The 19,118-nt window shown below is 31.0% G+C and carries 16 protein-coding genes; 15 read left to right on the top strand and 1 reads right to left on the bottom strand.

Annotated features, from left to right (window positions below):
• Positions 1-70: 70 nt before the first annotated feature.
• The 9 genes from ccpN to yydJ all read left to right on the top strand — a co-directional run bounded on the left by ccpN (position 71) and on the right by yydJ (position 10,530).
• On the top strand, positions 71-709 hold the full coding sequence (gene ccpN / locus STRUR_RS09635; protein WP_006739269.1) for a transcriptional regulator CcpN: 639 nt from the start codon (positions 71-73) through the stop codon (positions 707-709).
• A gap of 12 nt (positions 710-721) precedes the next feature.
• Positions 722-1,537, top strand: a complete 816-nt coding sequence (locus STRUR_RS09630; RefSeq protein ID WP_006739067.1) for a pyruvate, water dikinase regulatory protein — start codon at positions 722-724, stop codon at positions 1,535-1,537.
• A gap of 14 nt (positions 1,538-1,551) precedes the next feature.
• Positions 1,552-4,197 carry a pyruvate, phosphate dikinase gene (gene ppdK, locus STRUR_RS09625; RefSeq protein WP_006739700.1) on the top strand — a complete coding sequence of 882 codons (2,646 nt, stop codon included), beginning with the start codon at positions 1,552-1,554 and terminating at the stop codon, positions 4,195-4,197.
• Positions 4,198-5,038: 841 nt separating this feature from the next.
• Positions 5,039-6,727, top strand: coding sequence for an ABC transporter ATP-binding protein (locus STRUR_RS09620; RefSeq protein ID WP_006740089.1), 1,689 nt, complete (start codon positions 5,039-5,041; stop codon positions 6,725-6,727).
• A 527-nt stretch (positions 6,728-7,254) separates the two neighbouring features.
• On the top strand, positions 7,255-8,202 hold the full coding sequence (locus STRUR_RS09615; RefSeq protein ID WP_000839372.1) for a YydG family radical SAM peptide epimerase: 948 nt from the start codon (positions 7,255-7,257) through the stop codon (positions 8,200-8,202).
• Positions 8,162-8,911, top strand: coding sequence for a YydH/LiaK family epipeptide maturation metalloprotease (locus tag STRUR_RS09610; protein ID WP_000042044.1), 750 nt, complete (start codon positions 8,162-8,164; stop codon positions 8,909-8,911). Before STRUR_RS09615 ends, STRUR_RS09610 begins: the two co-directional genes overlap by 41 nt.
• A gap of 59 nt (positions 8,912-8,970) precedes the next feature.
• Positions 8,971-9,129: an epipeptide YydF family RiPP gene (locus tag STRUR_RS09605; protein WP_000810831.1), complete on the top strand. Its 159-nt coding sequence runs from the start codon at positions 8,971-8,973 to the stop codon at positions 9,127-9,129.
• 57 nt (positions 9,130-9,186) lie between these two features.
• Positions 9,187-9,804, top strand: coding sequence for a YydI family epipeptide exporter ATP-binding subunit (yydI, locus tag STRUR_RS09600; protein ID WP_000470461.1), 618 nt, complete (start codon positions 9,187-9,189; stop codon positions 9,802-9,804).
• Between the two features lie 3 nt (positions 9,805-9,807).
• Positions 9,808-10,530 carry a YydJ family epipeptide exporter permease subunit gene (gene yydJ, locus STRUR_RS09595; RefSeq protein ID WP_000901036.1) on the top strand — a complete coding sequence of 241 codons (723 nt, stop codon included), beginning with the start codon at positions 9,808-9,810 and terminating at the stop codon, positions 10,528-10,530.
• 567 nt (positions 10,531-11,097) lie between these two features.
• Here yydJ and STRUR_RS09590 read toward each other — a convergent pair.
• Positions 11,098-12,666, bottom strand: coding sequence for an Nramp family divalent metal transporter (locus tag STRUR_RS09590; protein WP_006739309.1), 1,569 nt, complete (start codon positions 12,664-12,666; stop codon positions 11,098-11,100).
• A 705-nt stretch (positions 12,667-13,371) separates the two neighbouring features.
• On the opposite strand from STRUR_RS09590, the gene merR reads away from it, so the two are divergent.
• The 6 genes from merR (at position 13,372) to STRUR_RS09560 (ending at position 19,117) form a co-directional block, all read left to right on the top strand.
• Positions 13,372-13,764: a mercury resistance transcriptional regulator MerR gene (gene merR, locus STRUR_RS09585; RefSeq protein ID WP_000640387.1), complete on the top strand. Its 393-nt coding sequence runs from the start codon at positions 13,372-13,374 to the stop codon at positions 13,762-13,764.
• 28 nt (positions 13,765-13,792) lie between these two features.
• On the top strand, positions 13,793-15,433 hold the full coding sequence (merA, locus tag STRUR_RS09580) for a mercury(II) reductase (RefSeq protein ID WP_006740405.1): 1,641 nt from the start codon (positions 13,793-13,795) through the stop codon (positions 15,431-15,433).
• Positions 15,434-15,592: 159 nt separating this feature from the next.
• A complete protein-coding gene (locus STRUR_RS09575) occupies positions 15,593-16,900 on the top strand; it encodes an ISL3 family transposase (RefSeq protein ID WP_001281642.1) in 1,308 nt (435 codons plus the stop codon).
• 296 nt (positions 16,901-17,196) lie between these two features.
• Positions 17,197-17,955: a CAMP factor pore-forming toxin Cfb-II gene (gene cfb / locus STRUR_RS09570; protein ID WP_001085574.1), complete on the top strand. Its 759-nt coding sequence runs from the start codon at positions 17,197-17,199 to the stop codon at positions 17,953-17,955.
• A 533-nt stretch (positions 17,956-18,488) separates the two neighbouring features.
• The gene (locus tag STRUR_RS09565) at positions 18,489-18,782 is read left to right on the top strand and encodes a type II toxin-antitoxin system RelB/DinJ family antitoxin (protein ID WP_000108708.1); all 294 of its coding nucleotides are present in this window, start codon (positions 18,489-18,491) and stop codon (positions 18,780-18,782) included.
• Positions 18,779-19,117, top strand: a complete 339-nt coding sequence (locus STRUR_RS09560) for a hypothetical protein (protein WP_001059490.1) — start codon at positions 18,779-18,781, stop codon at positions 19,115-19,117. Before STRUR_RS09565 ends, STRUR_RS09560 begins: the two co-directional genes overlap by 4 nt.
• The last annotated feature ends 1 nt before the right edge of the window (position 19,118 follow it).

Here is a 19,118-nt window from a genome sequence, read left to right as displayed (position 1 = left end):
TCATTTTTTATCTTGATTTTAAAAAAAGTAAGTATTATAATACACTATATAAATAAATAGTATATAATAAATGAAAGCGGTGATTTTTATTCAACTAACAAAAAGACAAGAAGCGATTAGTCAAATTGTTCAAGAAAACCAGCCCATTACTGGCGAAAAGATAGCAGAATTACTACATGTAACAAGAGCTACTTTGCGATCAGATTTAGTAGTACTAACCATGATTGGATTATTAGATGCTAAACCAAAAGTTGGTTATTTTTATGTAGGAATTAAAGATGAAAAAAAGGAATACACCTATTTTAAGGATTTAAAAGTCTCTGATATTATGGGAGTTCCTTTGATTGTTCACCAAACAGAGTCCGTTTATGATGTCATCGTTAAGATTTTTATGGAAGATGCTGGATGCGCTTTTATTCAAGATAAAAAGGATTCATTTTGTGGAGTTGTTTCAAGAAAAGACCTTCTTAAAGCAAGTATAGGCGGTGGGGATCTGTCAAAAATTCCGATTGGAATGATAATGACACGTGTTCCTAATGTGACGACTGTTTTAGAAGAAGAATCTATCTTCGATGCCATTGAAACACTTGTTAACAGACAAGTTGATAGTTTACCAGTGGTTCGCTTATCAGAAGATGGCAAAACACAAATTGTTGGTAAATTATCAAAAACAATAATCACAAAACTTTTTTTAGAAATAAAAGATTAGAAAGGTGGTAAAATGGACGATCAGTTAATCATTTATATTGTTTCAGATTCTTTGGGAGAAACTGCTCGAGCTATTGCTCGAGCTTGTATTCAACAGTTTCCCAATCATGATAATTGGAGATTTGAGCGATTTTCTTATATCAATAATCAAGAACTGCTCGACAATGTTTTTGAAAATGCCAAAACAAAAAATATTTGTATGATGTTTAGTTTAGTGGATGAAAACTTAGCTAATTATGCTAAAAAACGCTCTGAAGAAGAGAATTTTGTCTACGTTGATCTCTTGTCAAATGTCATCAAAGCCATGTCAAACATTTCAGGATTACAACCCATTGGTCAACCAGGGCTGCTGAGAAAACTAGATGTAAACTATTTCAAACGAATAGAAGCAATTGAATTTGCTGTAAAATATGATGATGGAAAGGACCCACGAGGAATATTATTAGCCGATTTAGTTTTGCTTGGGATATCTAGGACTTCAAAAACACCATTAAGTATGTTTTTAGCTGATAAGCAAGTGAAAGTGGTTAATATACCAATAGTCCCAGAAGTTCCAATCCCTAAAGAAATCTACCAAATTAGTGCCAAAAAGATTATTGGTTTAACGAATTCAGTTGACCGACTTAGTCAGGTTCGTAAGGAGAGGCTTAAAGCGCTAGGACTGACTGGAACAGCATCTTATGCTAATAAGGAAAGCATTTATGAAGAACTCAATTATGCTGAAAAAGTCATGCAAAACCTAAAATGCCCTGTCATTGATGTTTCTGACAAAGCTATTGAAGAGACAGCAACTATTATTTTAGAGATTCTTAAAAATAAACCGATCTAAGTTTGGAGGTACACATGAAAACACAATTTGTTTATCATTTTACAGAAGGTCATAAAGATATGAGAAACTTGTTAGGTGGTAAAGGTGCCAATTTGGCAGAAATGACTAGTATTGGTCTACCAGTGCCACAAGGGTTTACCATCACAACTGAGGCCTGTAATGACTATTATGAAAATGATTCAATGATGGATTCTGAAATGCTACAAGAGATTGATCACGCATTAGCACAATTAGAAGTTGAACAAGGTAAAAAACTTGGTAGTGATCAAGATCCTTTATTAGTCTCTGTACGCTCAGGTGCTGCTTTTTCAATGCCAGGAATGATGGACACTATTTTAAATTTAGGTTTAACTGATACCAGTGTAAAAGGATTAATTTTCAGCACTCAAGATGAACGTTTTGCATATGATAGTTATCGTCGCTTTATTCAAATGTTTTCAAATGTTGCTATCGGTATACCAAATGACAAATTTGAAACGATTTTAGATCATATTAAGAATGAAAAACATTATCAAGATGATACAGAATTAACAAGTTTAGATTTACAAGAAATTGTAACCGAATTCAAAAATGTTTATTTTGAAGAAACAGGAAGTGCTTTTCCTCAAAATCCAAAAGAACAATTATTATTAGCTATTGAAGCAGTTTTTAAGTCTTGGAATAATCCGCGTGCAAAAGTTTATCGTCGTCTCAATGATATTCCTCAAACTCTTGGAACTGCTGTCAATATTCAAGCAATGGTATTTGGAAATATGGGGAAAAATAGTGGGACTGGGGTTGCTTTTACACGCAATCCATCTACAGGTGAAAATCAACTCTTTGGGGAGTACCTTATCAATGCACAAGGTGAAGATGTGGTTGCTGGTATTCGGACACCTCAAAGTATTGACCGTCTTAAAGAAGAGATGCCTGAAATCTATCAAGAATTCATCAATATAACGCAAATTCTTGAAAAGCATTACCAAGACATGCAAGACGTTGAATTTACTATTGAAAAAGGAAAATTATTTATGCTGCAAACCCGTAATGGTAAACGTACGGCAAAAGCAGCTATTAAAATAGCAGTAGATCAAGTTAATGAAGGTTTAATCACCAGAAAAAAAGCTATTAGGCGCATCAAACCAAATCAGCTTGAACAGATCTTACATCCAACTTTTGATCCAGAAAGTGTAAAAGAATCAACTCAATTGACAAGAGGCCTTCCTGCTTCTCCTGGGGCTGCCTGTGGACAAGTCTATTTCCATGCTGATGATGCTGTAAAAGAAGCTAAGTGTGGGAAAAAAGTTCTACTGGTAAGACAAGAAACATCCCCAGAAGATATTGAAGGTATGGTAAGTGCAAAAGGTATCATAACAGCGCGTGGCGGAATGACATCCCATGCCGCAGTAGTTGCTAGAGGTATGGGGAAACCTTGTGTGGCAGGCTGTACATTGCTATCAGTTAATGAAGAAAAACGGGAAATCACTACTGGTCAAGTGACTATTAAAGAAGGAGAATACCTATCTATAGATGGCGGTAATGGTGCCGTTTATATTGGGGAAATACCAATGTCCACATCCTCTTTAGATGATCATTTTAAAGTCTTTATGTCATGGGTAGATGAAGAAAGAGACATGGGTGTTCGCTCAAATGCTGATAATCCAAGAGATGCGAAGCAAGCACTTGAATTTGGTGCAGAAGGTATAGGACTTTGTCGAACAGAACACATGTTCTTCGATGAAGAGCGCATTCCACTTGTCCGTCAGATGATAGTTGCTGATAACAAGGAAGATCGCATTAAGGCTCTTGAAAAATTACTGCCTCATCAACGTGATGATTTTTATCAATTATTCAAAGCTTTAAATGGAAAATCTTGTACTATCAGGCTGTTGGACCCACCTTTGCATGAATTTTTACCGCAAGATAACGATTCAATTGAAAGTCTTGCCTTACAATTAGGTATTTCAAGAGTTCAGCTTGAAAAACGGATCAAAGAATTACGAGAGTTTAATCCAATGCTGGGTCATCGTGGCTGTCGTTTAGCGATCACTTATCCAGAAATTTATAAAATGCAAGCTCGTGCTATTGCTCAAGGTGCCATTCAGGCAACTAAAGAAGGCGTCAAGGTAAAACCAGAAATAATGGTTCCTCTTGTCAGTATTGTTGAAGAACTACGGATTCTTAGAAAACTCATTGAAGAAACGGTGAATGCTGAATTAGAAGAAGCAGGTATAACATTGCCATACACAATTGGAACCATGATTGAAATACCTCGTGCTTGCGTAACAGCTGATGAAATTGCAAAAGAAGCTGATTTCTTTAGTTTTGGTACAAATGATCTGACTCAGATGGGATTTGGATTCTCACGTGATGATGCTGGTAAATTCTTAAGTGACTATACTGAAAAAGGCATTTTCGAGAAAGACCCCTTCCAAGTTTTGGAACAAAAAGGGATTGGTCGTCTACTTAGTATGGCTGTAAAACTTGGCCGAGAAACAAAACCTAACTTAAAAATGGGCATTTGTGGTGAACATGGTGGCGAAGCTGCAACAGTGCGTTTCTGTTATCAACAAGGACTCAATTATGTTTCTTGTTCACCATTTAGAATTCCAATTGCAAAATTAGCAGCAGCGCAAGCAAAAATTGAAAAACAAGATTTAAATAGTAATCGTAATAACTAATACTAAATCTATCAATAGAGATAATATTATTAGATAATTATAATAAAAAGCCTTGAAAATCAAGGCTTTTTATTATGTATTTAGATGCCCCAACAAGAAATTTCCTATTGATACTGTTAATAACTAATTGATAATTGCGTATTTATATGTAAATAAAGCCACGTATTTTTTTAACAAATTATGTTTTGAATTTTGAATTGGAACAAAAATGGAACAAAAAATAATTTTTTTCTATTAATAAAGATTTTATTTTGATAATCCAATTGAAAATAATTCTAAGCTTGCTAAAGAACATTTAGGAAAATATATTTTCGCACAGATGAAGAAATCTATCATGAAACATCTTTTGTAATAAAGTGTAGATATGAATTTTGTGAAAATGATGTAATAGTAGAGAATGGATTAAATAAAGAAAAAAACAGTTACATCAATATTTTAGTTTCAAATTTTATATTTTATATTTTATATTTTATATTTTATATTTTATATTTTATATTTTAAATTATACTGAAAGCTTACTATCTCCTAAATTCCAAGAAAACCTTGGATTTGTCAATTATGTAAGAATAATTTTGTTATACAAAAGAGAAAAAACGAAATAAAATAATCTAACTGTTTTAAAGTTTTATTGAATCTGAACATAAACTTTAGTATACTATAAATATAGTAATCCAATTCGCCATTCGCGTTTTACTATCATATGATACGATTGTATCAGAGGAATAATGATGAGCCTTTAGAACTTCTTCATGAATGGCAAAAAATCACAATATCTTGTGCTTTTTTGCTATACATGAAAGAGGTTCTTTTTGTATCACAAGGTATAAAAATGGAGGCATAAATGAAAGCGATAATTGGAGTTTTAAAACAGAAAAGAATTTTATTATTATATTATATATTGTTAGGTGTTGTAATTAATTCACTCAATCTTGTCTCAATTTCCTTTTTTCAAGAAATAATTGATACATATCCTAAGGGATTACTTAGCTGGAGAAATATAGTAATCTATAGTTTATTATTAATTGTTCCAGCAATATTTGCTTATTTCGATAATTATCCTCATCAGCAGTTATTTGAAGGTTTATATTTGGACTTCAAACTCTTATCGATTGATAAGATCAGTCGAATTGATTATAGTAACTACCAAAAATATGGAGTGGGTCAGTTAATACAGAAAATCGAAGAAGGTGCTCTTGCTCTCCGGAATTCGATTACAAACTTTTGGTTGACAATAATTCGAGAATTAGTTCCCAATGTTTTTTTGAGCCTATTTTTAATATATAACCTTGAAAAAAGACTTCTATTTTATATTTTGATGGGATACATCTTTGTTGTCCTAACAACAACATTTTTATTAAAAAAATTATACTCTATTAAAGAAAATATTCTTATAGATCAAGAATTATTTAATAAAAAGTTAGTAAGGGGACTTATGGAAATGGTTCTCTTTAGACTAAATAATAGATATAAATCCGAAAGTAGAATTTTATCAAGAAATGCAAGTTCAATTACTAATGCAAGAACTAAATTAACAATGATTCATGAGTTATTCTTTACTATTTTCGGTTTAATTATCAATTTACTAAAGATAGTTGTACTTGTTTATGCAATATTCGAAGCAAAGCTGTCTGCGGGATCGATAGTTGCAATTGTAACCTTACTTGGAAAAGCTTATGAGCCAGTCGCAATTTTCAATGTTATTTATGTTGATTATAAGCTTAACAAATTATCTATTCAAAGATACCTTGATTTTTTAGATTGTAAAGATGATACCCATATTTATTATGGAAAATCTTACGATTTGAAAAATGATGACATTAGAATTTCTGAACTGGCTTTTTCTTATAACAAAAGAAATCATTTATTTGAAGACTTTAACCTAACAATAAAAAAGAATTGTACAACAGCCTTTGTAGGATCAAGTGGAAGTGGAAAATCAACAATAATTAAAATAATACTTGGTCTAATTAAACCAGATAGTGGTGAGATCTTTTTTGGAAATGTAAAATTAAGTGAACTGAAATTGGAATACTTATACAAACAGATCAGTTACTTACCTCAAGAGTCACCAATATTTGATGGAACATTAAGAGAAAATATTGTACTTAATAAAGAAATATGTGATGAAGATATAATTAATGTATTGAAAAAAGTAGAACTACTAGACTTTTATACAAAATTAGAGCTAGGTTTCGATACAGAACTTGGAGAGAAAGGTATAGTTGTGTCTGGCGGTGAGAGACAAAGAATATCCCTAGCAAGACTTTATTTTGATAACTCAGAGCTTATAATTCTTGATGAAGCAACTTCAGCATTAGACAATATTACTGAACAAAAAGTACTGAATAGATTATTAGGAGAATTTAAAAACAAGACAATAATTATTATTGCACATAGACTAGAAAGTATTAAAGGGGTTGATAGAATTATTGTTTTCAATAATGGAGAAGTTTGTGAGAGTGGTAGTTTTGAAGAACTATTGAATCTAAGAGGAGGTTTTTACAAGTTATACAAATCCCATGTAAAATAAATAATATTTTGATGGATAATTCCACTTCAAGACATGCTAAAAGCCCTATTTCTAGGGCTTTTAGCATGTCTAACATTTTGGTGACCAAATGGTGACCAAAAATAAAAGAAACGTTGATATATCAATGTTTCTAAGGGTAAAATGATGCCCCCTACAAGTAACTATATGTATTTAAAGTTAATGTATAAAAAAAGAAAACAAGTAATATCAAGGAATTTATCACTTTTTGTTTATAAAAATTAATAAAGAAAGATAAATTTTCTAGAACAAATCTAGAACAAAAATAAGTTATTGAAGAAATACAAGATATGCCTTTTTTAGAGTACTCAAATGTATTTGAATATTGTACAAAAGATGAATACATTAATTTTTGTTGATTTTCAAAATTAAAAAAATCTCCAAAAATTTATTTTTAAATATATTTTTAGTTGTTATATAAAGTAATTTGACTATTGAAATAAAAAAACATTAGGAGTATAATGCGAATGTTTGAACAGATTTAATTTATTTAATATGTAGGAGGAATTATGAAGAGTTTAGTAATTAATCTCTCCCAAAAGTGTAATGCAAAGTGCGATCATTGTTGTTTTAGTTGCTTACCTAACTCTGTCAATTGTCTTACGGATGAAGAAATTGAAGCAGTAGTACGCTATGCGGAAACTCATGAAGATGTTGAACTAGTTTCTTTGACTGGCGGAGAAGCACTATTAAGAAAGAGCAAAGTCTTAGAAACTATTCATCGCTTATCGATTTTAGGTAAAGATGTTACGTTAATTACAAATGGCTTCTGGGCAACTAATGATAAAAATACGAAGAGTTTACTAACTTCTTTAAGAACAGCCGGTTTACGTTATTTAACCGTTAGTTATGACAACTATCATTCAGAGTATATCCCAGTAGATAATATAAAAAGATTATTTTTACATATAAAGAAGTTTGATATTGAAGTTGCACTTAATATGGTAGTAGATAAGAAAAATCGTGGTGTTGATTTATTAGATAAGTTAGGTGAGTCAATATTTGGTGTTCCTATTACGATTGTTCCTGCATCTCCAGTAGGTAGAGCCAAAAATCTAAATATGGAAGATTTGTATTTAAAAACGATAGATGAATTAGAACTTACATGTCCTGCAACGGGCTGGGAATTTGTGATTCATCATGATGGTTATGTTTATCCTTGTTGCTCTCCATCAGTTTTTGAGACGAATTTGAGAATTGGAAGTATTGGTGATGCTGATATATCAGAATTAGAGGATAAATTTTACTCTAATATGTTGTTGTATATATTAAAACGAGAAGGGTTTACTTGGTTTATAGACAAAATGAAATTAGATTTGACTGGTAAGAAATTTGTATCAAGTTGTGAGGTCTGTAAATTTATTTTTTCCGATATGAATAAAATAAAGAGTATTACAGATGATATAAAGGAGTATTATGTCAAAGAATTTGAAAACATCGGAGTATCAAAATTATGAGATATTTGGTGAAGATGATTTATATATAATTAAGGATAAAGTTAGAAAAAAATATTATAAATTGGACTATTCTGATGTACTAAGTATGGGTGTTATTTTCAAAGATAGGGAAGAAAAAATTTCAAATTTTAATTATATTTTTTTCGTATGTTCAATAATAGCTTTGGAAATAGTAAATGTGTTAATACTGTTTTATTCCCATGAAGAGGTAGTAGGTATAACGAGAGATGACTTTATTAAATATCTTCTGATTTACTTTCCCTTCTTTATTTATTTTCATGAATTAGGTCATATAACTTTTTTTAAGTATTTTGGTAGACGTGTAGATAAAATTGGTTTTAAATTAAATTATATTTTTCCTTCGTTTTATGTAAGAATGAATGATACATATATGTTAAGTAAAAAGGAGAAGATAGTTGTTCATTTAGGTGGAATATTTTTTAGTTTAATTTTGAATAATATCATGTTTACTCTGGGAGTATGTTTAAAATGTACAATTTTAATTTATTTAGCAAAATATATGGCAATAGACATTCTTTATAATTCTATCCCTTTAATGAATTCAGATGGTTATAAAGTAATAATTGCAACCAGAGGTGTTCTAGAAGCTAAGTCGTTTAATGAGAATTCAATGCTAGTTAAAGTAATTAAACTTTGTAATATTATTTTTGTTATTCTATACACAGTTTGGTTTATATTTAATATTTAACTATAATTCTACTTATTTCAGAGAGTGACCTGTCCACATAATTTAAGGAGGAAATAATTATGAAACAAAAAAATATTCAGAGAGAAGTAAAACCAATTCTAAATGATATGAGCTTTGCAAAAGTTCTAACTAAGAAAAACGAATTAGACAATGTAAACGATTTATGGTATTTTGTAAGAAGTTCAAAAAATAGATGGGTTGCTGGTTCAGCCCATTAATTAGAGTTTAATCTTTATGGATAGGTTGCTGTCTGAAATAAGTAAATTGGAGTAGCTATGTTTATTAATAATTACACCTTAAAAATAGGAAATAGAATACTTTTAGAGAATACTAACTTAGACTTTGAAGAAGGGGAAATAAATCATCTTTTAGGTAGGAATGGATCAGGTAAATCTCAACTAGCTAAAGATTTTATCATAAATAGAGGGAATTATTTTTCAAATGATATTTATGAAGACACGCTGATTATTTCGAGTTATTCTAATCTTCCTAGTGATGTTACCATTAACGATTTAGAAAGGACAATTCCGTGGAAGCTTTCTAAAGAAATTTATCAGTTATTGAATATTAATCAAATAAGTAAAACGGTTAAGTTAAAGCAATTAAGTGATGGGCAGAAACAAAAGGTGAAATTATTAGTTTTGTTGTCTTTAGACAAGCATATTATTATACTTGATGAAATTACTAATGCTTTAGATAAAAAGTCTGTTGATGAGATAAACGTATTTTTGCAAAACTATATTCAGTATTATCCCGAAAAAATTATTATTAATATTTCACATGATATCAATAATATCAGGTCTTTAAAGGGAAACTATTTTCTAATTGATAATCAAAAAATTTGTAAAGTAGACACATTAGATGATGCTATTAGTTGGTATTTAGGAGAATAAAAAATGTTAGGATTGGAGTTTAGAAAGTCTATAAGAGGTAGAACATTATTTTATATTATATCTACTGTAGCTTTGACCTATGTATTAGGATATATTTTACCAGTAGGGATAGATAAAATAAGACATTTAACTTTGGGAGAATTTTACTTTAGTACCTACACAGTATTTACCCAATTTGGATTTTTAATATTCGGCTTTGTCATTGTATATTTCTTTAATAAAGATTACTCTGACAAATGTATTTTATATCACTATTTTTCAGGGTATCATCTAACTAAATACTTTTATACTAAACTGTTAGTATTATTTTCAGAATTTTTTATTGCTATAATAGTTTGCAATATATTAGCTTCATTGCTTTGGGGATATTCACTATTTTATTTTTTAACAACTACAATCTTATTTTCACTCGTTGTTCTACAGTATCTACTAGTCGTCTCAACTATTAGTATCCTGTTTTCTAATATGCTAGTTTCTATTGGAGTTACTATTTTTTATTGGATTACATCCATTATTTTAGTGGCAATTGGAGGAATTTTTAAAGTATCTGCTATTTTTGATGCTTCAAATTCTCTCTATAAAATAATAGGGAAACTTTTCTCACATCCGATGACTATTGATTTAACCGACTTTTTTATAATTGTTCCTTATATGATATGCCTTAGTGTAATTAGTTTTTTGATAGTGTGCTTATCAAATAGAAGATGGTTATTAAATGGAATGTAACCTCCTATGATAAGCTAGCCTTTATAAATAACTTTGCATTAAAAAGAGGAATTTGAGGTTATCAAAAATTTCATTTAAAATCGCAACGAATCCACTTCAAGGAACACTAAAAGCCCCATCCCTAGGGCTTTTTTTGTTGAGTTAGATGTCCCTATTAGTAATTAAAGTAATTTAAATTTAATTTCTAAATAAAAATATCTAGTAAAATCAAGGGATTTGTCATTTTGGGTTTTAAAAAAGATTAAAGTAATTTTTATATTCTAGAATAAAAATTTTTTAGTATAAGTTATCTAGAATATGGGAATATGTACATACATTTTTATCTCTAAGAATAAATTCTGAGTCCAGTTAGCACCAGCCACTAAGGCTGTATCTAATGATCTCTAAATATTTTAGGTTACAACAAGATTTTTTATACATATCAATAATATTATCAAAATAGATAGCAACTCCTTATGTTGAGTTCTTTTCAATGTTATAATTGACTTCTTAAAAAATAATATCAATAAAAGTAGTAGAATTATTCTACTACTTTTATCTTTACTTGAGGCTACCTAGTTTACTAAATTAAGTTGCACTTTGTTGCATCGTACTGTATTTTTTATTTCCTTTATACAATTCAACAATAGTCCATATTAAAGTTAGTATTACACTAATAATGATGATATGAGCTATTTGATGCGCAAGAATAATTTGTTGATGAGTTGGGTTATCTCCCCAAAAACCTTCAATTTGATTTGGCAATCCCTTCATATTGAGATAAATTAATCCTATAACTGAAAGCCAACCAAGAATCTTAATTATCCAAGTATTTTTAAAATCATCATCCATTTCAACTTTACTATTAGTAAATATTAGTAGAGGTAACATTGAGAATGGTAATGCAAATGCTAAGAAGACTTGAGAGTTATTCATTAAGTTATTAATAGCTATATGTTCTTCAACAGTACTTCTACCACTAGTTACTAAGACACAAATCATTACAGGAATAACAGAAATTAGGCGAGTAATGATACGACGGAACCAAATTGGAACTTTCATATGAATAAATCCTTCCATAATAATTTGACCTGTTAATGTTCCAGTAATAGTTGAATTCTGTCCAGATGCTAATAAAGCTATTGCAAATAAAAGTGATAAAATACCTGAACTTGCTATATGAGCTAAAATAGAATTACTCATAATAGTAGAATTAGATAGTGCTTTAAATAGACCAAAGAATGATGGATCAGTAACACTTCCTGTTTTGAAAACAGCAACGCCCATAATGAGTAATAGTGAATTAACAAAAAAGGCTACTGTTAATTGAATATTTGAATCAAAAGTTGAAAACCTAATTGCTCTAGCGATATCTTTTTTGTTATTATGATCTAGTTTTCGACTTTGAACAACTGAAGAATGTAGATAAAGATTATGTGGCATAACAGTTGCCCCAATAATGCCTAAGGCACCTGAAAGTGGTGTTTGTCCATTTACTGTATGAGAGGTTGAGAAAGCTTCAGATGTAGGTACTAAACCTTTAAAAATATCCGTCCATATAGGATGAGAAAGAGCCACTTGATATGCAAAAACTAAGAAAATAACCAATATTAAAGCAACTACTAGAGCTTCAATTTTTCGAACTCCTATTTTTGTCAACAATAATAAGAGTAATACATCAAATACTGTAATGAAAACAGCAATCGCAAGTGGAATATGAAACAGTAAATAAAGTGCAATAGCCCCACCAATAACTTCAGCAATATCTGTTGCCATTATAGCAAGCTCAGTGAGAATCCATAAGACAATTCCCAACTGTTTACTGGTCCTTGCTCGGATAGCTTGAGCAAGATCCATCTGAGTAACAATACCTAGCTTAGCTGACATGTATTGAAGTAGCATAGCAATTAAACTAGACATTAAGATAATTGAAATTAGTAAATATTGAAAATTTTGACCGCCAGTTATGGAAGTGGACCAATTTCCAGGATCCATATAACCAACAGCAACAAGTGCACCCGGTCCAGAATAAGCTAGTAAAGTTTTAAAAAAGCTCAAATCTTTAGGAACTTCAATTGTCCCATTTATTTCTTCTAGGGAAGGACCGTTTGCATAATGGATAAAACTATTTGTTTTATCATTTTTTTGTAGATTCATTGAACTATAAACCTTTCCATTGAAATAGTATGGTTAAATAATATATTAACCACACCTAATTTTAGTACAATGATAAAAATTTTTCAATGTTTAATTTTAAAAATAAAGAATTCTCTTATCAGGAATAAAAGTTTAAGGGAATCAGAATCTTACTCTTTTTTCAGATCGCTATAAAGTGTTTATGTTGATACCGAAATAAAATCTTATTTAAAAAGTTAATTTTATGGTGTGACTGAAACCGAACAAATTTAAATAGAATAGTAAAGGTATAATGAAATCAAAAGATAACAACTACTTATATTTTTAGAAGAATCGACATTTATACTGTTGGGCTTTTAACACTTTAAATATGGAAAATATAACATAGTCTGCTTTTTATATATTTTAATAAAATTTATTTTGTTGAGGTAAGATTAAATAAGAAACACGTATGAAATTTAATTGATTAGCATGAAAGTTCAGAAATATTTAGATTAACTTAAATTTAAAGGGTCTTCGGAATATATAGTGGAATTACTTTCTTAATAGTTTAAAAACAACTGGTGTTTAAATCGGATTTTCTGGTGGGATGTTAGGATAATCAATAGTATTATATAAAAGTATCAATCACATACGAGTGATACTTTGGGAAAAAAATAAAATAGTCCAATTTACTTGACCGTGTACTATAGTACATGGTTTATAATATTCAGGGGGTGAAATAAGATGATTTATCGCATTAGTGAGTTTGCAGATAAATGTGGAGTTAATAAAGAAACGATCAGATATTACGAGCGAAAAAATTTATTACAAGAACCTCACCGAACGGAAGCTGGTTATCGGATATATTCATATGATGACGTTAAGCGTGTTGGGTTTATTAAACGAATACAGGAACTTGGTTTCTCTTTAAGCGAGATTTATAAATTACTTGGTGTTGTAGATAAAGATGAAGTTCGTTGTCAAGATATGTTCGAATTTGTTTCTAAAAAACAAAAGGAAGTGCAAAAACAAATAGAGGATTTAAAACGAATTGAAACTATGTTAGACGACTTAAAACAACGATGTCCAGATGAAAAGAAATTACATTCGTGTCCAATAATAGAAACATTAACATGAGAGATTAATTAACGAAAGGAGCTTTTTTATGAATAAATTTAAGGTAAACATTTCAGGAATGACTTGTACGGGTTGTGAAAAACACGTAGAATCAGCACTTGAAAAGATAGGTGCTAAAAATATTGAGTCTAGTTATCGTCGTGGTGAAGCAGTATTTGAACTGCCCGATGATATTGAGGTTGAAAGTGCAATAAAGGCGATTGATGAAGCAAATTACCAAGCCGGAGAAATTGAAGAAGTATCATCACTAGAAAACGTGGCGTTAATTAATGAAGACAATTATGACCTTCTTATTATTGGTTCTGGTGCTGCTGCCTTTTCTTCGGCAATTAAAGCTATAGAATACGGTGCAAAAGTTGGAATGATTGAGCGTGGAACGGTTGGGGGAACCTGTGTGAATATTGGCTGTGTTCCGTCAAAAACTCTTCTTAGGGCAGGGAAAATCAATCATTTATCAAAAGACAATCCGTTTATAGGTTTACAAACATCCGCTGGAGAAGTGGATTTAGCTAGTTTAATCACGCAAAAGGATAAATTGGTGAGCGAACTTCGGAATCAAAAATATATGGATTTAATTGATGAATATAATTTTGATTTAATTAAAGGTGAAGCAAAATTCGTTGATGCTAGTACGGTTGAGGTCAATGGGACAAAGTTATCTGCAAAACGCTTTTTAATTGCAACAGGTGCATCGCCTTCGTTGCCCCAAATTTCAGGACTTGAAAAAATGGACTATTTAACTAGTACAACACTTCTTGAGTTAAAGAAAATACCAAAACGATTAACTGTAATTGGTTCAGGATACATTGGAATGGAGCTTGGACAACTATTTCATCATTTAGGTTCAGAAATAACGCTTATGCAAAGAAGTGAGCGACTTTTAAAGGAGTATGATCCTGAGATTTCAGAGTCAGTTGAAAAAGCGTTAATTGAACAGGGTATAAACCTTGTCAAAGGGGCAACTTTTGAGCGTGTTGAACAAAGTGGAGAGATAAAAAGGGTTTACGTAACAGTAAATGGCAGTAGAGAAGTCATTGAATCAGATCAGTTACTTGTTGCCACTGGAAGAAAACCAAATACGGATTCTTTAAATTTAAGTGCAGCAGGTGTTGAAACTGGAAAAAATAATGAAATCCTGATCAATGATTTTGGTCAAACAAGTAATGAAAAGATTTATGCAGCAGGAGATGTGACTTTAGGACCACAATTTGTATATGTAGCAGCCTATGAAGGTGGAATTATTACTGATAATGCTATTGGTGGATTAAACAAAAAAATAGATTTATCGGTAGTTCCTGCTGTTACGTTTACGAATCCGACGGTTGCAACGGTTGGTTTAACAGAAGAACAAGCAAAAGAGAAAGGGTATGATGTGAAGACATCTGTATTACCTTTAGGTGCTGTTCCAAGAGCAATTGTAAACCGTGAAACAACCGGTGTATTTAAACTAGTAGCAGATGCAGAAACACTAAAAGTATTAGGGGTTCATATTGTATCTGAAAATGCAGGAGATGTCATCTATGCAGCATCATTAGCTGTTAAATTTGGCTTAACGATAGAAGATTTAACAGAAACCCTAGCACCATATTTAACAATGGCTGAAGGGCTAAAATTAGTTGCACTTACGTTCGATAAAGATATTTCGAAATTATCTTGTTGTGCAGGCTAAGGGAACTTTTTTACAACTCCCTATTCAAGTGAACCAGCTAATGCTTTAAGGGATTTTCTAAGTGCATTTGTGGTCACAAAAATAATTTAACACTGATGATTTCGACATCAAATCTATAATTGATACCTTAACACCGCAGAGTAATAAAGGATGAATAATATGTCAGACTTATTATCCCTACCAGACATTAAAACAATAGAACCGCCACAAGAAAATGAAACCGATATGATGTTTAAAGTTGAAGCAGTCGGACCACCTGAACGTTGTCCTGAATGTGGTTTTGACAAGTTGTACAAACACAGTTCAAGAAATCAACTAATTATGGATTTGCCCATTCGTTTAAAGCGAGTGGGCTTACATTTGAACCGTAGACGATACAAGTGTCGTGAATGCGGATCTACCATATCTGTAGATGAAAAGCGTAGTATGACCAAAAGGCTTTTAAAGTCCATTCAAGAGCAATCCATGTCTAAGACCTTTGTAGAAGTCGCAGAAAGCGTTGGTGTTGACGAGAAAACCATTAGGAACGTTTTTAAGGACTATGTGGCACTCAAAGAACGTGAATACCAGTTTGAAACTCCTAAGTGGCTTGGGATAGACGAGATACATATTATCCGTAGACCTCGGCTTGTATTGACTAATATTGAACGCAGGACTATTTATGACATCAAGCCTAACCGTAACAAGGAAACAGTCATCCAACGTCTTTCAGAAATCAGTGACAGGACTTACATTGAGTACGTCACAATGGATATGTGGAAGCCCTACAAAGACGCAGTGAACACTATCCTTCCACAAGCTAAAGTTGTCGTAGATAAGTTTCATGTAGTTAGAATGGCTAATCAAGCCTTAGATAACGTCAGAAAGTCTTTGAAAGCCCATATGAGCCAAAAAGAAAGACGTACCCTTATGCGTGAAAGGTTTATCCTTCTAAAGCGTAAACACGATCTAAATGAACGTGAATCATTCCTCTTAGATACTTGGTTAGGTAATCTTCCTGCTTTAAAAGAAGCCTATGAACTCAAAGAAGAGTTTTACTGGATATGGGATACTCCTGATCCAGATGAAGGTCATCTTCGTTATAGTCAATGGAGACACCGTTGTATGTCCAGCAACTCTAAAGACGCATATAAAGACCTCGTGAGAGCCGTAGACAACTGGCATGTTGAAATATTCAACTACTTTGATAAAAGGCTCACTAATGCTTATACGGAGTCAATTAACAGCATTATTAGGCAGGTAGAGCGAATGGGTAGAGGTTACTCGTTTGATGCCTTACGAGCCAAAATCCTTTTCAATGAGAAGCTCCATAAAAAGCGTAAGCCACGATTTAATTCAAGTGCTTTCAATAAAGCTATGTTATACGATACTTTCAATTGGTATGAAGTGAATGATCACGACATTACAGACAACTTAGGTGTCGATTTTTCCACACTTATTAAGAATTTGGAGAAGGGTGATTTATAAGCCCTTTTCCACCATAAAATCCGAATACCCAATTTAAAAAGATAATAGTTGCTTTTATAGTTATAGCTAATTCTAATATGTCTGAAAATTATATTTTATAGGATTTTATTATATTATATAAAAAAAAAATATTTAATCTCATTAAAAAATAAGTGGAATTATATGATTTTCAATAGAATTATATTTTAAATTAGGTTTGACAGTATTTTTTTTAGACTGTATACTACTGGTGTAGGTACCTACAAGTTAAAAATACTGCAGTATATTAAGTTATTTTGATTTAGGAGGGAAAAACCATGGCAAAGAAACAAGTAGTCTATTTTTCCATAGCTATTTTGACAGGAGTTGCATTGTTTTCTCCAGCGATTTTGGAAGTTCATGCTGATCAAGCTACTAATCATGTCGTAGTTAGTCAAGTTAATAATCAACAACAAATAAAACAAAAACTTGATCAAGATAGTGTTCAATTGAATACTATTAAAAATCAAGTTCAAGGCACAGATTATGAAAAACCTGTAGATACTGCTATAAATGCTGTTGATAAGATGAAGTCTTCTTTAGGTGGTAATCCAGCGACAATCTACGATCTTGGTTCTATTGGTCCACGTATAGAAGCTATCACAGATGTTATTGAAGCAATTAATTTTTCAACACATAACTTGACTAACAAAGTTAGTCAAGCTAATGTTGACATGGGATTCGGAATAACTAAATTAGTTATTCGTATTGCTGATCCATTTGCATCTGTTGATTCTATAAAAGCACAAGTAGCAGAAGTGAAGCAATTAGAACAAAAAGTAATGACTTATCCAGATTTGAAGCCAACAGATAAAGCAACTATTTATACTAAGTCAAAACTGGACAAAGCAATTTGGGATATTCGTGTACAAAGAGACCAAAAAGTTTTAAACAAGAAAAGTTTTGATGTTTATAATGCTTTAAATAAAGCTATCACACATGCAGTAGGCGTCCAATTAAATCCTAATGTAACCGTTCAAGAAGTGGATCAAGAGATTGTGAACCTACAAATGGCACTTCAAACTGCTTTGAAATGAGTTGATACTAAACCAGAACGCGATTACTACTAATCTCCGGTCCGTTCCTATCAAATTAAATAATAAATATGGCCTATTTATTAAATAAAAAGAATGATAGTTTTATTGTTCTTTTGAAAGGCAACAGCGATATTCGTTGTTGCCTTTTTAGATATCTGATTATAAATAGACTAAAAATAAATTTCGATATATGTATTATACTGCTATATCCAAATTTATAAGATATAAAAGTAATAAACAGCTTAGGTTCAAAATAGTTTTTAGTGTAAGTCATTTATAATATTTTTATAGAGTAAAACGTATGTATATTTTTATAAATTAGGTTTATACAAAGGAAAATATAGAAATTAACGTTTATAGCATCACAAAAGTATTAATAAAGTATATGAGAAGTGACATTATGTCTAATGTTGTTGTGAGGGTTGATGACAAGTAAAAAAAGAACTGTTGGAGATATGCTTTGTAGTTTACTATTTGTTGTGTATGAATAATAGTGATACAATAGTGATACAAATATAAGTTGAGGTGATATTATGTCAACAGTAGCAGTAAGAGTTGATGCTCAGTTAAAAGATGAAGCAACAAAGCTTTTTCAATCTTTAGGTTTAGATATGAGTACAGCTGTAAAAATGTTTTTAATTCAATCGGTTAAAACTCAAAGTATTCCATTTGAGATAAAAAATAAGTCATTTATTTCTGATGAGGAATTTCAAAAATTAGTAGAATTAAACTCTAAAGGAATTAGAGTTAGAGCTGATGATCCGGAAAGTGTAAAAGAATTTTTTGGTGATGAGGATTTTTCAGAATATGAGGAATATTTTAAATGAACAATATTGAGGTATATTCTGTTTTAGTTTCATGTATTGATTATGCAGATGGTACTGGTTCAAAAATAAGACCTGCAGTAGTAGTGAAATTTAATAATGAGGTTATTAGGACTTATAGACTAACTACAAAATATGAGAATAAGTCTGATTATATAAAAAGTCAGTATCTAGAAGTTATTGATTGGGCAAAAGCAAATTTAAAAAGACGTTCTTGGATTGATACAATTCAGTATTATGATTTAGAGAATAAGGGATTCAATATTAAAATTATTGGTAAGTTAAGTGATAGAGATATTGAAAGATTAAAAGATTTTCTTAAGGGTAGAGGTTTATAAA

This window comes from Streptococcus urinalis 2285-97, assembly GCF_000188055.2.
Lineage (GTDB): Bacteria > Bacillota > Bacilli > Lactobacillales > Streptococcaceae > Streptococcus > Streptococcus urinalis.
Note: the sequence above shows the minus strand (reverse complement) of the source record. Positions and strands in the feature narration are given on the sequence as shown.

Bases quoted from the DNA above. Each gene is read 5' to 3' on its own strand.
- STRUR_RS09630 (WP_006739067.1), top strand. From the start codon at position 722: ATGGACGATCAGTTAATCATTTATATTGTTTCAGATTCTTTGGGAGAA.
- STRUR_RS09620 (WP_006740089.1), top strand. From the start codon at position 5,039: ATGAAAGCGATAATTGGAGTTTTAAAACAGAAAAGAATTTTATTATTA.
- STRUR_RS09575 (WP_001281642.1), top strand. From the start codon at position 15,593: ATGTCAGACTTATTATCCCTACCAGACATTAAAACAATAGAACCGCCA.
- ccpN (WP_006739269.1), top strand. From the start codon at position 71: ATGAAAGCGGTGATTTTTATTCAACTAACAAAAAGACAAGAAGCGATT.
- STRUR_RS09615 (WP_000839372.1), top strand. From the start codon at position 7,255: ATGAAGAGTTTAGTAATTAATCTCTCCCAAAAGTGTAATGCAAAGTGC.
- cfb (WP_001085574.1), top strand. From the start codon at position 17,197: ATGGCAAAGAAACAAGTAGTCTATTTTTCCATAGCTATTTTGACAGGA.
- yydJ (WP_000901036.1), top strand. From the start codon at position 9,808: ATGTTAGGATTGGAGTTTAGAAAGTCTATAAGAGGTAGAACATTATTT.
- ppdK (WP_006739700.1), top strand. From the start codon at position 1,552: ATGAAAACACAATTTGTTTATCATTTTACAGAAGGTCATAAAGATATG.
- STRUR_RS09560 (WP_001059490.1), top strand. From the start codon at position 18,779: ATGAACAATATTGAGGTATATTCTGTTTTAGTTTCATGTATTGATTAT.
- yydI (WP_000470461.1), top strand. From the start codon at position 9,187: ATGTTTATTAATAATTACACCTTAAAAATAGGAAATAGAATACTTTTA.
- STRUR_RS09565 (WP_000108708.1), top strand. From the start codon at position 18,489: ATGTCAACAGTAGCAGTAAGAGTTGATGCTCAGTTAAAAGATGAAGCA.
- STRUR_RS09590 (WP_006739309.1), bottom strand. From the start codon at position 12,666: ATGAATCTACAAAAAAATGATAAAACAAATAGTTTTATCCATTATGCA.
- STRUR_RS09610 (WP_000042044.1), top strand. From the start codon at position 8,162: ATGTCAAAGAATTTGAAAACATCGGAGTATCAAAATTATGAGATATTT.
- merR (WP_000640387.1), top strand. From the start codon at position 13,372: ATGATTTATCGCATTAGTGAGTTTGCAGATAAATGTGGAGTTAATAAA.
- STRUR_RS09605 (WP_000810831.1), top strand. From the start codon at position 8,971: ATGAAACAAAAAAATATTCAGAGAGAAGTAAAACCAATTCTAAATGAT.
- merA (WP_006740405.1), top strand. From the start codon at position 13,793: ATGAATAAATTTAAGGTAAACATTTCAGGAATGACTTGTACGGGTTGT.